This window comes from Pseudoduganella rivuli, assembly GCF_009674485.1.
Taxonomy (GTDB): Bacteria; Pseudomonadota; Gammaproteobacteria; order Burkholderiales; family Burkholderiaceae_D; genus Rugamonas; species Rugamonas rivuli_B.
Window position 1 is genome coordinate 40,245 of record NZ_WKJJ01000013.1, and the last position, 16,104, is coordinate 56,348.

At 60.6% G+C, this 16,104-nt stretch carries 14 protein-coding genes; 13 read left to right on the top strand and 1 reads right to left on the bottom strand.

All coding sequences use genetic code 11. From position 1 onward, the window contains the following. Positions 1-110: 110 nt before the first annotated feature. Positions 111-833 (bottom strand): outer membrane protein OmpA, encoded by a 723-nt coding sequence (ompA, locus tag GJ700_RS20400; protein ID WP_154377314.1) that lies wholly within the window; start codon positions 831-833, stop codon positions 111-113. A 480-nt stretch (positions 834-1,313) separates the two neighbouring features. Here ompA and gyrA point away from each other — a divergent pair, with 480 nt between their 5' ends. The 13 genes from gyrA (at position 1,314) to rfaE1 (ending at position 15,945) form a co-directional block, all read left to right on the top strand. After that, positions 1,314-3,977: a DNA gyrase subunit A gene (gene gyrA / locus GJ700_RS20405; protein WP_154377315.1), complete on the top strand. Its 2,664-nt coding sequence runs from the start codon at positions 1,314-1,316 to the stop codon at positions 3,975-3,977. Positions 3,978-4,074: 97 nt separating this feature from the next. Continuing rightward, complete coding sequence (locus tag GJ700_RS20410; RefSeq protein ID WP_154377317.1) at positions 4,075-4,608, top strand: DUF2059 domain-containing protein; 534 nt, start codon at positions 4,075-4,077, stop codon at positions 4,606-4,608. A gap of 46 nt (positions 4,609-4,654) precedes the next feature. Further along, complete coding sequence (gene serC, locus GJ700_RS20415) at positions 4,655-5,737, top strand: 3-phosphoserine/phosphohydroxythreonine transaminase (protein WP_371868049.1); 1,083 nt, start codon at positions 4,655-4,657, stop codon at positions 5,735-5,737. A 32-nt stretch (positions 5,738-5,769) separates the two neighbouring features. Further along, positions 5,770-6,843 carry a prephenate dehydratase gene (gene pheA / locus GJ700_RS20420; RefSeq protein ID WP_154377319.1) on the top strand — a complete coding sequence of 358 codons (1,074 nt, stop codon included), beginning with the start codon at positions 5,770-5,772 and terminating at the stop codon, positions 6,841-6,843. A 21-nt stretch (positions 6,844-6,864) separates the two neighbouring features. Then, complete coding sequence (gene hisC / locus GJ700_RS20425) at positions 6,865-7,977, top strand: histidinol-phosphate transaminase (RefSeq protein ID WP_154377321.1); 1,113 nt, start codon at positions 6,865-6,867, stop codon at positions 7,975-7,977. Beyond that, the gene (locus tag GJ700_RS20430; RefSeq protein WP_229507135.1) at positions 7,974-8,888 is read left to right on the top strand and encodes a prephenate dehydrogenase; all 915 of its coding nucleotides are present in this window, start codon (positions 7,974-7,976) and stop codon (positions 8,886-8,888) included. Before hisC ends, GJ700_RS20430 begins: the two co-directional genes overlap by 4 nt. Before the next feature lie 12 nt (positions 8,889-8,900). Next, the gene (gene aroA, locus GJ700_RS20435) at positions 8,901-10,223 is read left to right on the top strand and encodes a 3-phosphoshikimate 1-carboxyvinyltransferase (protein ID WP_154377323.1); all 1,323 of its coding nucleotides are present in this window, start codon (positions 8,901-8,903) and stop codon (positions 10,221-10,223) included. A gap of 243 nt (positions 10,224-10,466) precedes the next feature. Continuing rightward, positions 10,467-11,135 carry a (d)CMP kinase gene (cmk, locus tag GJ700_RS20440; RefSeq protein WP_154377325.1) on the top strand — a complete coding sequence of 223 codons (669 nt, stop codon included), beginning with the start codon at positions 10,467-10,469 and terminating at the stop codon, positions 11,133-11,135. A 102-nt stretch (positions 11,136-11,237) separates the two neighbouring features. Beyond that, positions 11,238-12,914, top strand: coding sequence for a 30S ribosomal protein S1 (rpsA, locus tag GJ700_RS20445; protein ID WP_154377327.1), 1,677 nt, complete (start codon positions 11,238-11,240; stop codon positions 12,912-12,914). Positions 12,915-12,933: 19 nt separating this feature from the next. Beyond that, positions 12,934-13,239, top strand: coding sequence for an integration host factor subunit beta (locus GJ700_RS20450; RefSeq protein WP_154377329.1), 306 nt, complete (start codon positions 12,934-12,936; stop codon positions 13,237-13,239). An 85-nt stretch (positions 13,240-13,324) separates the two neighbouring features. Further along, positions 13,325-13,630, top strand: coding sequence for a LapA family protein (locus GJ700_RS20455; RefSeq protein WP_154377331.1), 306 nt, complete (start codon positions 13,325-13,327; stop codon positions 13,628-13,630). A 21-nt stretch (positions 13,631-13,651) separates the two neighbouring features. After that, complete coding sequence (lapB, locus tag GJ700_RS20460; RefSeq protein ID WP_154377333.1) at positions 13,652-14,827, top strand: lipopolysaccharide assembly protein LapB; 1,176 nt, start codon at positions 13,652-13,654, stop codon at positions 14,825-14,827. Positions 14,828-15,000: 173 nt separating this feature from the next. Beyond that, positions 15,001-15,945, top strand: a complete 945-nt coding sequence (rfaE1, locus tag GJ700_RS20465; protein ID WP_154377335.1) for a D-glycero-beta-D-manno-heptose-7-phosphate kinase — start codon at positions 15,001-15,003, stop codon at positions 15,943-15,945. The last annotated feature ends 159 nt before the right edge of the window (positions 15,946-16,104 follow it).

A 16,104-nucleotide genomic window follows, 5' to 3' on the forward strand; every position in this document is an offset into this window, starting at 1 on the left:
GCAGCCATTTACGCCACAGGAAAAACAGATATCACGGGTAAAAAAAACCGCCCGGCAAGCCGGGCGGTTGAGTGTTGCTTACATTGGGGCGCTTATTGCGCCCAACGGTATTACTTGGTGTTGCGGGTACCAACCACTTCGATTTCCACGCGGCGGTTTTTAGCGCGGCCGGCTGCGGTCTTGTTGTCGTCCACAGGCTGCTTCTCGCCTTTGCCTTCGGTGTACACGCGGTTGGCTTCGATGCCTTTCGACACCAGGTAAGCTTTCACGGCTTCGGAACGGCGTACCGACAGTTTCTGGTTGTATTCATCGGTGCCCACGGAGTCGGTGTGGCCGACGGCGATGATGACTTCCAGGTTGATGCCGCCCAGTTTCGACGACAGGTCGTCCAGCTTGGCTTTGCCTTCAGGCTTCAGCACGGCTTTGTCGAAGTCGAAGAAGGCGTCGGCTGCGAAGCTGACTTTTTCCGAGGTCGGGGCTGGTGCTGGAGCGGCCTTAGGCGCTACAGGAGCCGGCGCCGGAGCTGGGGCAGGTGCTGGTGGTGGCGGAGGGGCCACGCACTTGCCGTTTTCCAGCTTCTCTGGTTCCACGCAAATTGGCAGGTCGCAACCTGGAACGGCGTCAGCCGGGGTCCAGTAGCCGGTGCGCCAGCACAGACCGAACGGGTCACGGGCGATGATGCCGCGTGCATCTTGCACATAGGCGCTCTTCGGCGTCGGTGCTTTGATGTCGGTGGTCACTGGAGCGAATGGCGGCTGCGTTGGCTGTTGCGCGGTGGCGCTACCAGCGATCACAGCGGACACTGCGAACAGCGAGGCGATGATTTTTTTCATATTTTTTCTTCCTTTCGGGGTGTTATCCGCAGTAAAAACTGCGCAACTGTGTGTTACGTGGGGCGCATCCTACCATACCACCCCATAGTCGCGCCGGTTCCCGATTGCGAAACAATCAATTAACTTCTCGTCCATTTTGCCATAGGGGACGAAAAAGAATACGAACGGTCCAAATTGAATCCAGTTCGCATCTTACCAAAATGTTGTGTTTATGCAACGTGGTTTGTACTTATCCGGCAATATTAAACAGAGATTATTTCAAGCCGGTGACCCGGAAGCTTGCGTTCACCAAAGTGGTGCAGTAGAAATCCGCGCGTCAAATGGTGCGGAAACAGCGCGGAAACGGCGCAGAAACGGCGCGTCGGAGCGTGGAATCTCGCGGGAGAGCGGGCGCCCATGCTAAAATCGTACGCTTGTCTTTGAGCGCGGCCTGTCCCGTGCCAGATAAGTCAACTACAGCAAAGAACAGACGACCCGCCAATGGATCAATTCGCAAAAGAAACAATCCCAATTTCCCTCGAAGAAGAGATGCGCAAGAGCTACCTCGATTACGCCATGAGCGTGATCGTGGGCCGTGCCTTGCCGGATGCGCGCGACGGCCTGAAGCCGGTACACCGCCGCGTCCTGTTCGGGATGCACGAACTGAACAACGTGTGGAACCGTCCTTACGTGAAATGCGCCCGTGTCGTGGGTGAAGTCATGGGTAAGTACCACCCGCACGGCGACGCATCGATTTACGACACGCTGGTCCGTATGGCGCAGGACTTTTCGCTGCGCTACATGCTGGTGGACGGCCAGGGTAACTTCGGTTCCATCGACGGCGATAACGCGGCGGCAATGCGTTATACCGAGTGCCGCCTGGACAAGATCGCCGGCGAAATGCTGGCCGACATCGATAAAGACACGGTCGATTTCGCGCCGAACTATGACGGCAAGGAAAAAGAGCCGACGGTGCTGCCGACCCGTATCCCCAACCTGCTGATCAACGGTTCGTCCGGTATCGCGGTGGGTATGGCGACCAATATTCCGCCGCACAACCTGACCGAAGTCATCAACGGCGCGCTGCACGTGCTGGCCAACCCGGAATGCACGATCGACGAGCTGATCGAAATGATCCCGGCGCCGGACTTCCCGACCGGCGGCACGATTTACGGCGTGTCCGGCGTGCGTGACGGTTACCGCACGGGCCGTGGCCGCGTCGTCATGCGCGCCAAGACCCACTTCGAGGAATATGGCAAGGAAGGCGGCCGCATCGCCATCATCGTCGATGAGCTGCCATACCAGGTGAACAAGAAGTCGCTGCTGGAGCGCATTGCTGAAAACGTGCGCGACAAGAAGCTGGAAGGCATTTCCGACATCCGCGACGAGTCCGACAAGTCGGGCATGCGCGTGGTGATCGAGCTGAAGCGCGGCGAAGTACCGGAAGTGGTGCTGAACAACCTGTACAAGCAGACTCAGCTGCAGGACACGTTCGGCATGAACATGGTGGCGCTGGTCGACGGCCAGCCGAAGCTGATGAACTTGAAGGACATGCTGTCGACCTTCCTGTCGCATCGCCGCGAAGTGGTGACCCGCCGCACCGTGTTCGAACTGCGCAAGGCGCGCGAACGCGGCCACGTGCTGGAAGGCTTGGCCGTTGCGCTGGCCAACATCGACGACTTCATCGCCATCATCAAGGCGGCGCCGACGCCGCCGGTGGCGAAATCCGAACTGATGACGCGCGCCTGGGATTCGTCCCTGGTGCGGGAAATGCTGGCGCGTACCGGCGACGAAGGCCAGGCGGGCATCGACGCGTTCCGTCCGGAACACTTGCCGAAGCATTACGGTCTGCAGGCCGACGGCCTGTACAAGCTGTCCGACGAACAGGCGCAGGAAATCCTGCAAATGCGCTTGCAGCGCCTGACCGGCCTGGAGCAGGACAAGATCGTCAACGAGTACAAGGACGTGATGGCGCAAATCGCCGACCTGCTGGACATCCTGTCCAAGCCGGCCCGCGTGACGGCGATCATTCATGACGAGATGGTGCTGTGCAAGAACGAATACGGCGACAAGGATCCGCGCCGTTCCAACATCGAGCACAACGCGACCGACCTGGAAACGGAAGACCTCATCACGCCGCAAGACATGGTGGTGACGTTGTCGCACCTGGGCTATATGAAAGCCCAGCCGATTTCCGAATACCGCGCGCAGAAGCGCGGCGGCCGCGGCAAGCAAGCCATGGCGACCAAGGATGAAGACTGGATCGACCAGCTGTTCATCGCCAATACGCACGATTACATCCTGTGCTTCTCCAACCGTGGCCGCATGTACTGGCTGAAGGTGTGGGAAGTGCCGCAAGGCTCGCGCACGTCGCGCGGCAAGCCGATCGTCAACATGTTCCCGCTGCAGGAAAACGAAAAGATCACCGTGGTGCTGCCGCTGTCCGGCGAAAACCGCACGTTCCCGGAAGATCACTACGTCTTCATGTCGACCAGCCTGGGCACCGTGAAAAAGACGCCGCTGAAAGACTTCAGCAATCCGCGCAAGGCCGGCATTATCGCGGTCGACCTGGATGAGGGCGACTTCCTGATCGGCGCCGCGCTGACCGACGGCAAGCATGACGTGATGCTGTTCTCCGACGCCGGCAAAGCCGTGCGCTTCGATGAAAACGACGTGCGTCCGATGGGCCGCACGGCGCGCGGCGTGCGCGGCATGAACCTGGACGAAGGCCAGAACGTGATCGCGCTGCTGGTGGCGGAAAACGAACAGCAGTCGGTGCTGACGGCGACGGAAAACGGTTACGGCAAGCGTACGCCGATCACCGAATACACCCGTCACGGCCGTGGTACCAAGGGCATGATCGCGATCCAGACCTCCGAGCGTAACGGCAAGGTGGTGGCGGCGACCCTGGTCACGCCAACCGATGAAATCATGCTGATCACCACCGGCGGTGTGCTGATCCGTACCCGTGTCGCGGAAATCCGCGAAATGGGCCGTGCAACGCAAGGCGTGACCCTGATCGCGGTGGAAGACGGCACCAGCCTGTCCGGCCTGCAGCGTATCGTGGAAACGGATATCGACGAGGTGGATGTGGAAGGCGCGGCGGATGCGGCGGCCGAATCGTCCGCAGAGCCGGCGGCGCCAGCGGAGCCGGATGCCGAATAAGCTTATATACAGCTGATATAACGGGGCCTGTGTTGTTTTCGCAGATTAATGCGACAATGACATAGGCCCCTTCTTTTTTGTAATAAGGAAAAGTTGAATGAAAAAATTGATCGCAGCCGCCGTACTGGCGCTGGCGTTTCCCGCCGCTTCCGTCTTTGCGGCCAATGCCGACGCCAAGAACATGGCGGCCGCCAAGGAATTGATGGCGGTGATGAACGTGCGCGCCATCATGCAGGCGTCCGTGCAGCAAATGTCGCAGCACATGCCCGACATGATGCGCCAGATTGCCGAAGCGGGCTTTGAAAACAAGAAATTCAGCGAAGAACAGAAGCGCAAGGCGCGCGCGGACCTGGACAAGGCGCTGCCGGGCATGATCACCGCCATGGGCAAGACCCTCAGCGATCCGAAGCTGCTGGAAGAACTCGAGGCGGAAACCACCGGCATCTATGCGCGCAACTTCTCCGACGACGAGATGCGCCAGATCACCGCGTTTTACCGCAGTCCCGTCGGCACCAAGATGCTGTCGACGATGCCGAAGCTGATGCAGGAATCCATGATGGTCAGCCAGAAGGTCATCGTGCCGCGTATCGCCAAGATGGTGGAAGGCATGACGGCCGCCACCGCCAAGTAACACCGTATTTTCAGAAACAGGTTTTCAGGATTAAGGAATCTCGCAAGTGACGAACATCTACAACTTCTCCGCCGGCCCGGCCGTTTTACCGAAAGAAGTGCTGGCGCAAGCCGCCGCTGAAATGCTGGACTGGCATGGCAGCGGGATGTCCGTCATGGAAATGAGCCACCGTGGCCCTGAATTCATTTCGATTTACCACCAGGCCGAACGCGACCTGCGCGATTTGCTGGCCGTGCCGGACAATTACAAGATCCTGTTCATGCAAGGGGGCGGCCTGTCGCAAAACGCCGTGATTCCCATGAACCTGGTGGGCAGGGAAGGCGCCACGATCGACTTTATCCAGACCGGTTCGTGGTCGTCGAAGTCGATCAAGGAAGCGGCCCGTTACGCCAACGTCAATGTCGCCGCTTCCGCGAAAGACAATGGCTATGCGTTCGTGCCGCCGCAATCGGAGTGGAAACTGACGCCGGGAGCCGCCTACCTGCACCTGTGCACCAACGAGACCATCGATGGCGTGGAAATCGACTTCGTGCCGGACGCGCACAAGGACACCACGATTGTCGCCGACATGTCGTCGCACATCCTGTCCCGCCCGGTCGACGTATCGAAATACGGCGTGATTTTCGGCGGTGCGCAAAAGAATATCGGCCCGGCCGGCGTCACGGTCGTCATCGTGCGCGATGACCTGATCGGCAAGGCGCTGCCATTCTGCCCGTCCGCGTTTGACTTCAAGAACGTGGCGGACAACGAATCCATGTACAACACGCCGCCCACGTACGGCATCTATATTGCCGGCCTGGTGTTCCAGTGGCTCAAGCGCCAGGGCGGCGTGGCCGAGATGGAACGCCGCAACATTGAAAAAGCCAAGCTGCTATACGCGGCGCTCGACGCGGACGATTTTTACCAGAATCGTGTGCAACCGGAATACCGCTCGCGCATGAACGTACCGTTCTACCTGCGCGACGAAAGCAAGAATGAAGCATTCCTGGCCGGCGCCAAAGCGCGCGGCCTGCTGCAACTGAAGGGCCACAAGTCCGTCGGCGGTATGCGTGCATCGATCTATAACGCGATGCCACTCGAGGGTGTCCAAGCCCTGGTCGATTACCTGAACGAATTTGCAGGACGCTGATTGGCGTCTTGTTCGAACCCTTCCTGCAGACCATGAATGACAAATTAAAACCGCTGCGCGAAAAGATCGATGCGATCGACGCGCAGATCCTCCAGCTGCTCAATGAGCGCGCCAAAGTCGCGCAAGAGGTGGGCCATGTGAAGGCCGAGACCAATGCACCTGTGTTCCGCCCCGAGCGCGAAGCACAGGTGCTGCGCGGCGTGGCCGACCGCAATCCGGGCCCGATGGTGTCGTTTGACGTGCAAACCATCTTCCGCGAAATCATGTCCGCCTGCCGCGCGCTGGAAAAACGCGTGACGGTGGCGTACCTGGGACCGGCCGGCACGTTCAGCGAACAAGCCGTGTACCAGCAATTCGGCACCGCCGTGGAAGGCTTGCCGTGCGCCTCCATCGATGAAGTGTTCCGCGCCACCGAGGCGGGCACGGCGGAATTCGGCGTCGTGCCGGTCGAGAATTCGTCGGAAGGCGCGATCAACCGCACGCTGGACCTGATGCTGCAAACCACGTTGCTGATTTCCGGCGAAGTGGCGATTCCCGTGCATCACAGCCTGATGAGCAAGACCGGCTCGATGGATGGCGTGAAAGTCATTTGCGCGCATTCGCAGGCGCTGGCGCAATGCCAGGTGTGGCTGAACCAGAATTACCCGAACGTGGAGCGCCGCGCGGTGGCCTCCAACGCGGAAGCGGCCCGCATGGCGGGCGACGACCCTGCCATGGCGGCCATCGCCAGCGAAATCGCCGGCACCCGCTACAAGCTGGGCGTGATCAAGCCGCACATCCAGGACGACCCGCACAACCGCACGCGCTTTGCCATCATCGGCCACTTGCAGACGCTGCCTTCCGGCAAAGACCAGACGTCCATCGTGCTGGCCGTGCCGAACAAGGCGGGCGCCGTGTACCAGTTGCTGGCGCCGCTGGCCAAACATGGCGTGTCGATGACGCGCTTCGAATCGCGTCCGGCCCGCATGGGAACGTGGGAGTACTACTTCTACGTCGACGTGGAAGGCCACGTGCATGACACGGGCGTGGCCAAGGCCATGGCGGAACTGAAGGACCAGGCTGCGTTCTTCAAGATTCTGGGTTCGTACCCGGTGAGTCTCACCTAAAGATTGTCAAAGGTTTTAATTATGTCGAAAGAATTCGGTCCCGATTACGTCCGCGCCATCGCTCCTTACCAGGCGGGCAAGCCCATTTCCGAAGTGGCGCGCGAGTTCGGCCTCGATGAAGCCAACATCGTCAAGCTGGCATCCAATGAAAACCCGTTCGGCGTACCGGAGTCGGCGCGCGAAGCCATGGCTGCCGCCGCCGCGGAGCTGGGCCGCTATCCCGACGCGAACGGCTTTGAACTGAAAAACGCACTGTCGAAGCGCTATGGCGTGCCGGCCGACTGGATCACGCTGGGCAACGGCTCCAACGATATCCTGGAAATCGCCGCCAAAGCCTTCGTCCAGAAGGGCGAAGCCATCGTTTATGCGCAGTATTCGTTTGCCGTGTACGCACTGGCGACCCAGGGCATCGGCGCGCGCCACATCGTGGTGCCGGCCAAGGATCACGGCCACGACCTGGACGCGATGCTGGCCGCGATCGACGGGGAAACCCGCCTGGTCTTCATCGCCAACCCGAACAACCCGACCGGCACCTTTATTCCGGGCCCGCAAATCGAAGCGTTCCTGAAAAAAGTGCCAGAGCACGTCGTGGTGGTGCTGGATGAGGCGTACAACGAATACCTGAAGCAGGAAGACCAGTACGATTCCGCCGCGTGGGTAAAACAGTATCCGAACCTGCTGGTGTCGCGCACCTTCTCCAAGGCATACGGCCTGGCGGGCCTGCGCGTGGGCTTCTCGATTGCGCAGCCGAAGCTGACGGACTTGATGAACCGCATCCGCCAGCCGTTCAACGTCAATTCGCTGGCGCAGGCCGCCGCGATTGCCGCGCTGAACGACACGGCATTCCTGGAAAAGGGCGCGCGCAACAACGCGGCCGGCTATGAGCAATTCGTCGAAGCGTTCCGGCAAATGGGCCTGGAGTACGTGCCGTCGTACGGCAACTTCGTGCTGGTCAAGGTCGGCAACGATCCGCAGGCGGGCGCCCGCGTCAACCTGGCGCTGCTGAAGCAGGGCGTCATCGTGCGCCCGGTCGGCAACTATGGCTTGCCGGAGTGGCTGCGCATTTCCATCGGCCTGCCGCAGGAAAACGCGGTATTGATCGCTGCCTTGCAAAAGGCGCTGGCGGCGGAATGATGAAACACGTGTTCGACAAGGTCGTCATCTCCGGCGTCGGTCTGATCGGCGGCTCGTTTGCACGGGCGCTGAAACAGGCGGGCGCGGTGCGCACCGTGGTTGGACTGGGCCGCTCCCGCGCCTCGCTGGAGCGTGCCAGGGAATTGGGCATTATCGATGCCATCGGCGACGACATCGCCGACGCGGTCAAAGGCGCCGACCTGGTGCTGCTGGCGGCGCCCGTGGCGCAGACGGGGCCCATCCTGTCCGCGCTGTTGCCGCACCTGGAACCGCATACCGTGGTGACGGACGCCGGCAGCACCAAGACCGATGTGACCGAAGCCGCCCGCAAGGTGCTGGGCGACCGTATCCATCAATTCGTACCGGGCCACCCGATTGCCGGCCGTGAAACCAACGGGCCCGACGCCGCCATTCCCGACCTGTACCGTGGCAAGAAAGTCGTGCTGACCCCTGTGCCGGAAAACAGCGCGGAAGATGTCGAGCGGGTGGCGCAGGCATGGCGAATTTGCGGCGCTATCATCCACCGCCTGTCGCCGCAGGAGCACGACAAGGTGTTCGCGTCCGTCAGCCACTTGCCGCACTTGCTGGCCTTTGCGCTGGTCGACGACATCGCCCGCAAGCCGCACGCGGATTTGCTGTTCCAGTACGCCGCCAGCGGCTTCCGTGATTTCACGCGCATTGCCGGTTCGTCGCCGGAAATGTGGCGCGACATCAGCCTGGCCAACCAGGAAGCGCTGCTGACGGAACTCGATGCCTACATGGCGCAATTGACGTCCGTGCGCGCGCAACTGGCGTCCGGCGATGGCAAGGGCCTGGAAGCGGTCTACAGCAATGCGCGCGAAGCGCGCGAACGGTGGATTGCCGCCATCGAGACGGCTGAAGCGCCGCCACCCAAAGATCTTGCAGAATAAGAAGGACGCAATATGAGCACGCAGTACCCGGAACACATTGATTTGCAGCCCGCCGCCCGCGCCACAGGCACGGTGCGCCTGCCGGGTTCGAAAAGCATTTCCAACCGCATCCTGTTGCTGGCCGCGCTGGCGCAGGGCGAAACCAGGGTCATCGACCTGCTGGCGTCGGACGATACGCACGTGATGCTGAACGCGCTGCGCTCGCTGGGCATCCAGTGGGTCGAGACGAAAGACGGCGACCACAAGGTGCACACGGTGCAGGGCGGCGCGGGCAGCTTCCCGAACCGCACGGCCGACCTGTTCATGGGCAATGCCGGCACGGCGATCCGCCCGCTGACGGCGGCGCTGGCCGTGATCGGCGGCGAATACACGGTGCACGGCGTGCCGCGCATGCATGAGCGTCCAATCGGCGACCTGGTCGATGCGCTGAACGATGTCGGTGCAAAGATCGATTACACCGGTAACAAGGGTTACCCGCCGCTGCACATCCACGCCGGCCAGTTCACGCAGGCGCGCCTGTCGGTGCGCGGCGACGTGTCGAGCCAGTTCCTGACGGCGCTGCTGATGGTATCGCCGCTGATGGCGCGCGGCCAGGACATCACCATCGACGTGGTGGGGGAACTGATTTCGAAACCGTATATTGAAATCACGCTGAACCTGATGCGCCGCTTTGGCGTGGCGGTCGAGCAGGATGGCTGGCAATCGTTCACCATCCGCCAGGGCCAGCAATACCAGAGCCCGGGCGAAATCCACGTCGAAGGCGATGCGTCGTCCGCGTCGTACTTCCTGGCGGCCGGCGCGATTTCCGGTGGTCCGGTGCGGGTGGAAGGCGTGGGCCGCCAGTCGATCCAGGGCGACGTGCGCTTTGCCGAGGCGCTGGCGCAAATGGGCGCGACCATCACGATGGGTGACAACTGGATCGAAGCATCCGCCGACGCGCCGTTGAAAGCCGTCGACATGGACTTCAACCACATTCCGGATGCGGCGATGACGATCGCCGTTGCCGCGCTGTACGCGGACGGCACGACCACCTTGCGCAACATCGCCAGCTGGCGCGTGAAGGAAACCGACCGCATTGCCGCGATGGCAACGGAACTGCGCAAAGTCGGCGCCATCGTGGAAGAGGGCCCCGATTACCTGAAAGTCACGCCGCCCGCGCAGATCGGCACGGCTGCCATCGATACGTACGACGACCACCGCATGGCGATGTGCTTCTCGCTGGCGTCGCTCAATGGTAAGTTGCGTAATGGCAACACCATTCGCATCAATGATCCGAAATGCGTGGCCAAGACGTTCCCCGAGTATTTCAGCGCATTTGCCGCCATCGCTAAATAAGCCGGTCGTACATGCATGGCGGCTTCCGCACAGCGGAAACCGTCCTGACATGGACGGGGACGCAAACTCCGTAGGGCGGATCGGTTTTATCGAGCCGCCATGCGTGCGTTGCCACCAGCGCCGGCAGTATCGGGCTGCATGCAATGCCGGCTTCCGCCAAGGCGGAAACCGCCCTACAGGATTCACATTTGCGGGAATCGCCCAACTGGGTTAAGTTACGCGTTTGCTTCTTCGCCTCGCTTTATGCCGATACACCCAATCCCAGTCATCACCATCGACGGTCCCACCGCTTCCGGCAAGGGAACCGTGGCCCACAAAGTCGCCGAACAGCTTGGCTTTCACTTGCTGGATTCCGGCGCGCTGTACCGTCTGACGGCGTTGCAGGCGCTGCGCCGCCAAACCCCACTGACGGACGAGCACGCGCTGGCCAAGCTGGCCGAACACCTGCACATCAGTTTCACCGGCGACGCGGTCTTCCTCGCGCATGAAAACGTGACCGATGCGATCCGCCAGGAAGAAGTGGGCAATACCGCGTCGAAAATCGCCGCATTCCCGACCGTGCGCCAGGCTTTATATGGCTTGCAGCTGGGTTTCCGCAAAACGCCGGGCCTGGTGGCGGACGGCCGCGACATGGGGACAGTTATTTTCCCGCATGCAACTTTAAAGGTGTTTTTGACGGCCAGTGTGGCCGCGCGCGCCGAACGCCGTTATAAGCAATTGATAGGTAAGGGAATTCCTGCTAATATGGAAGACCTCCTGATGGATTTGAAGGCACGCGACGACCGGGATACGAACCGGGCCATTGCTCCGCTGGTCCCCGCAGAGGGGGCGCATGTGCTGGATACTTCCGAAATGACCGCCGAAACGGCGGTCGCTCAAGTGTTGCAGTGGTATGCGGCCGTCGGGAAATGAAAGGCAGCGAGGTACGCTCTGAGTGCCATCGCTACATTGATCAACCCTAACCCAGTTGAAGCCGCATTGTGCGGGCCTTACTGGCTAACCTGGAAATATTAAATGGAAAGTTTTGCAGCCCTCTTCGAAGAGTCGTTGTCGCGTCAAGATATGCGCTCTGGCGAGGTGATCTCCGCTGAAGTCGTGCGTCTGGATCACAACTTCGTGATCGTTAACGCCGGCCTGAAATCGGAAGCTTTCATTCCTGTTGAAGAATTCAAAAATGACCAAGGCGAACTGGAAGTCAAAGTAGGTGACTTCGTTTCCGTGGCCATCGAATCGCTGGAAAACGGTTTCGGCGATACCATCCTGTCGCGCGACAAAGCCAAGCGTCTGGCTTCGTGGCTGGCTCTGGAAAAAGCAATGGAATCCGGCGAAATCGTCGTCGGTACCGTCAATGGCAAAGTCAAGGGCGGCCTGACCGTTCTGACCAACGGCATCCGCGCGTTCCTGCCAGGTTCGCTGGTGGACACCCGTCCTGTCAAAGACACCACCCCATTCGAAGGCAAGACCCTCGAATTCAAAGTTATCAAACTGGACCGCAAGCGTAACAACGTCGTTCTGTCCCGCCGCGCCGTCATCGAAGCTTCGATGGGCGAAGAGCGTCAGAAACTGATGGAAACGCTGAAAGAAGGCACCGTGGTGACCGGCGTTGTGAAAAACATCACCGACTACGGCGCGTTCGTGGATCTGGGCGGCATCGACGGCCTGCTGCACATCACCGACCTGGCATGGCGCCGCGTGCGTCACCCGTCGGAAGTGCTGACGGTTGGCCAAGAGATCACCGCTAAAGTCCTGAAATACGATCAAGAGAAGAACCGTGTTTCGCTGGGCGTGAAGCAACTGGGCGACGACCCATGGACCGGTCTGTCCCGTCGTTACCCACAAGGCACCCGCCTGTTCGGTAAAGTCACGAACCTGACCGACTACGGCGCGTTCGTTGAAGTGGAACAAGGCATCGAAGGCCTGGTACACGTTTCCGAAATGGACTGGACCAACAAGAACGTCGCTCCAAACAAAGTTGTCCAACTGGGCGACGAAGTTGAAGTGATGGTTCTGGAAATCGACGAAGAGCGTCGTCGTATTTCGCTGGGCATGAAACAGTGCAAAGCCAACCCATGGGACGACTTCGGTGTGACCCATAAGAAAGGTGACAAAGTCAAAGGCGCGATCAAATCGATCACCGACTTCGGCGTGTTCATCGGTCTGGCTGGCAACATCGACGGCCTGGTACACCTGTCCGACCTGTCCTGGACCGAAGCTGGCGAAGAAGCCGTGCGCAAGTTCAAGAAAGGTGACGAACTGGAAGCCGTTGTTCTGGCAATCGACGTTGAGCGTGAGCGCGTTTCCCTGGGCGTTAAGCAACTGGAAGGCGACCCATTCAACAACTTCGCTGCACTGAACGACAAAGGTTCGCTGGTAACCGGCACCGTGAAATCGGTTGAGCCAAAAGGCGCCGTGATCCAGCTGTCGGAAGAAGTTGAAGGCTACCTGCGCGCTTCCGAAATCTCCCGCGACCGCGTGGAAGATGCCGGCACCCACCTGAAAGTGGGCGACAGCGTTGAAGCTCTGGTGATCAACATCGACCGCAAAGCACGTTCGATCCAGCTGTCGATCAAAGCCAAGGACAACGCGGACACCGCGGAAGCCATGCAGAAGATCGCCGCTGACAACAGCGCTGCTTCGGGCACCACCAGCCTGGGCGCACTGCTGAAGGCCAAGTTCGACAACAAGAACTAAATAACTGAACCGGTACACGATGACTAAGTCCGAGTTGATCAACCGCCTGGCTGAGCGTTATCCTCAGCTGGTGGCGAAAGATGCGGAATTCGCGGTCAAGACGATTCTCGATGCGATGACCAATGCTCTGTCGAGCGGCCAGCGTATCGAGATCCGCGGTTTCGGCAGCTTTGCTTTGAATAGCAGGCCGCCCCGTATCGGCCGCAACCCGAAGTCCGGCGACAAGGTGATGGTGCCTGAAAAGCGCGTCCCTCACTTCAAGCCGGGCAAACAGTTGCGTGAGCGGGTTGACGCGATGGTCGGGCAACCGATCATCGAGGACTGAAGCGTCTGGAACGGTCGCCGGGGCCCGCGCGGGTTCCGGCACAAAAACGGCGTCCGTGGATGCCGTTTTTTTTTGAAGAGGGCCTATGAAGATAGTTTCCACCGTTGTCGGTTTTATCCTGTTTGTCCTGTTCTTCGGCTTCGCCCTGAAGAACACCCAGGAAGTCAACCTGGTGATGTTCCTGAATTATGAATTGCGCGGCCCGCTGGTGCTGCTGTTGCTGGGCTTCTTTGCCGCCGGCGCAGTACTGGGTATCCTCGCGCTGACTCCCACCGTCTTCCGCTACCGCCGCGAAGCGAACAAGCAAAAAACCACCATCACCGCGTTGCAATCGTCGGCATTGAAAGTCAATGCGCAGCCGCAGCCGGACAGTGTCAATGCTCAGCAATGAGCACAACAATAAAAACGTCCTATGGAATTTGAACTCTGGTGGCTGCTGGGCATGCCCATCTTCTTCGCCCTGGGCTGGGTTGCTGCGCGGGTCGACATCCGCCAGCTGGTATCCGAATCGCGCACCTTGCCGAACGGGTACTTCAAGGGCCTCAATCACCTGTTGAATGAACAGCCGGACAAGGCCATCGACGCATTCATTGAAATCGTGCGCCTGGACCCGGAAACCACCGACATGCATTTCGCGCTGGGCAACCTGTTCCGCCGCCGCGGCGAAACGGAACGCGCCATCCGCGTGCACCAGAACTTGCTGTCCCGTCCCGATTTACCGGCGGAACAAAAGGCCCATGCCGGCTATGAGCTGGGCATGGATTACCTGAAAGCGGGCCTGCTGGACCGCGCCGAGGAAACGTTCAAAGGGCTGCTCGACAGTACCTACAGCGTGCAGGCGCGCCGCTCGCTGCTGGAAATCTTCCAGCGCGAAAAGGAATGGCAGCGTGCCATCGATGCCGCCAATGGCTTGCAGCAAGCGGGCGCCGGCGCCCGCCAGAAGGAAATCTCGCAGTTCTATTGCGAAATGGCGCAGGACGCGCTGGTGCGCATGCACTATGACGAAGCGATGAAGCTGCTCGACGATGCACTGCAGGCGGACCGCACCAGCGTGCGCGCCACCATCCTGGTGGGTGACGTGCAAAACGCGCAGGGCGACGTGGAAGCGGCGCTGGCCACCTGGCGCCGCGTGGAACAGCAAAGCGTGCCGCACGTGGCGCTGGTTGCGACCCGCATGATGGATGGCTACCGCAAGGTGGGCCGCCCGCAGGAAGGCGTCAGCCTGCTGAAGTCGTACCTGGAGCAGGCGTCGTCGATCGACTTGCTGGAAGTGGTGTTCAAGGCCGTGATCGAGCTCGATGGCGTGGAAGCGGCCAAGCAGCTGGTATCGGAAGAGTTGCGCCGCACGCCGACCTTGCTGGGCCTGGACAAGTTGCTGGAAGCGCGCATGGTCGACGCACCGGCCGCGCTGTTGTCGGAACTGTCGATGGTCAAAGGCCTGGTGCATGGGTACACGCAAAAGCTGGCCCGTTACCAGTGCGGCCATTGCGGCTTCAAGGCGCGCCAGTATTACTGGCATTGCCCGGGCTGCAGCAAATGGGATACCTACCCGCCGCGCCGCACCGAAGAACTGAATGTGATGAACTAAAACGGAGTGGCGGCTCGTACTCCGTAGGGCGGTTTCGCGCCAGCGAAGCCGCCATGCTTGCGTTATCGCTGGCGCATGTTGTAACGGCAGCGCATGCATGGCGGCTTCCGCTGCGCGGAAACCGCCCTACGAATTGAGTCGTACCCACGAATCTAAATTAACAAGAGGCCGCCATGACGACTTCGGTAATCAAGTATCAAGCACCCGCACTGGACAAGGTGCGCATCCTCGTGGTCGGCGACGTCATGCTGGACCGTTACTGGTTCGGCGACGTCAACCGCATTTCGCCGGAAGCGCCGGTTCCCATCGTGCGCATCGCCAAGCGCGAAGCCCGGCTGGGCGGCGCCGCCAACGTGGCGCGCAATGCCGGCGCGCTGGGCGTGCAGGCAGGCTTGCTGGGTGTGGTCGGCAATGACGAGGCGGGCAACGAAGTGGAACACTTGCTGCACAGTGGCGGCATCCACAGCTACCTGAAACGCGACGAAGCGATTTCCACAATTATCAAATTGCGGGTGATCGGCCACCAGCAGCAAATGCTGCGCATCGACTTCGAAGAGCCGCCCAGCGACGCGGTGCTGCATAACAAGCTGATGCAATACAAGGCGCTGCTGGCGGACTATGACGTGATCATCCTGTCCGACTATGCCAAGGGCAGCCTGGTCAATGTCGCCGACATGGTGGCGGCAGGCCGTGCCGCCGGCAAGGTGGTCATGGTCGATCCGAAAGGCGATGATTTTTCCCGCTACACGGGCGCGACGGTACTGACGCCGAACCGCTCCGAATTCCGCCATATCGCCGGCGGCTGGAGCAGCGAAGAACAATTGACGACGAAGGCGCAAAACTTGCGCGCCGAACTGAAACTCGATGCGCTGCTGCTGACCCGTTCGGAAGAGGGCATGACCTTGTACACCGAGCAGGCCGTGTTCCATACACCGGCCGATGCCCGCGAAGTGTTCGACGTCTCCGGCGCGGGCGATACGGTGATCGCCACCATGGCCGCGATGCTGGGCGCCGGCGTGGGCTGGGAAGAGGCGGTACAGACGGCCAACCGCGCCGGCGGCATCGTGGTCGGCAAGCTGGGCACAGCCACCGTGACGCGCGAGGAATTGTTCGGCTGAGTTTGGCAATGAATTGATCTGACGCAAGTAAAAGCAGGGAGCGGCATGGTCCAATGTCCCCGTGGCGTTCGCGCCGCACCTCCCTCGCAGCGTCAGCTGCAATTCACAACCCGCCCTCTGGCGGGTTTTTTTTACCATGCGCCACCATGGGCCGAAAGC

Coding starts and splice junctions, on each gene's coding strand:
- GJ700_RS20450 (WP_154377329.1), top strand. CDS start 12,934: ATGACTAAGTCCGAGTTGATCAACCGCCTGGCTGAGCGTTATCCTCAG.
- GJ700_RS20455 (WP_154377331.1), top strand. CDS start 13,325: ATGAAGATAGTTTCCACCGTTGTCGGTTTTATCCTGTTTGTCCTGTTC.
- gyrA (WP_154377315.1), top strand. CDS start 1,314: ATGGATCAATTCGCAAAAGAAACAATCCCAATTTCCCTCGAAGAAGAG.
- hisC (WP_154377321.1), top strand. CDS start 6,865: ATGTCGAAAGAATTCGGTCCCGATTACGTCCGCGCCATCGCTCCTTAC.
- GJ700_RS20410 (WP_154377317.1), top strand. CDS start 4,075: ATGAAAAAATTGATCGCAGCCGCCGTACTGGCGCTGGCGTTTCCCGCC.
- aroA (WP_154377323.1), top strand. CDS start 8,901: ATGAGCACGCAGTACCCGGAACACATTGATTTGCAGCCCGCCGCCCGC.
- lapB (WP_154377333.1), top strand. CDS start 13,652: ATGGAATTTGAACTCTGGTGGCTGCTGGGCATGCCCATCTTCTTCGCC.
- rfaE1 (WP_154377335.1), top strand. CDS start 15,001: ATGACGACTTCGGTAATCAAGTATCAAGCACCCGCACTGGACAAGGTG.
- ompA (WP_154377314.1), bottom strand. CDS start 833: ATGAAAAAAATCATCGCCTCGCTGTTCGCAGTGTCCGCTGTGATCGCT.
- GJ700_RS20430 (WP_229507135.1), top strand. CDS start 7,974: ATGATGAAACACGTGTTCGACAAGGTCGTCATCTCCGGCGTCGGTCTG.
- pheA (WP_154377319.1), top strand. CDS start 5,770: ATGAATGACAAATTAAAACCGCTGCGCGAAAAGATCGATGCGATCGAC.
- cmk (WP_154377325.1), top strand. CDS start 10,467: ATGCCGATACACCCAATCCCAGTCATCACCATCGACGGTCCCACCGCT.
- rpsA (WP_154377327.1), top strand. CDS start 11,238: ATGGAAAGTTTTGCAGCCCTCTTCGAAGAGTCGTTGTCGCGTCAAGAT.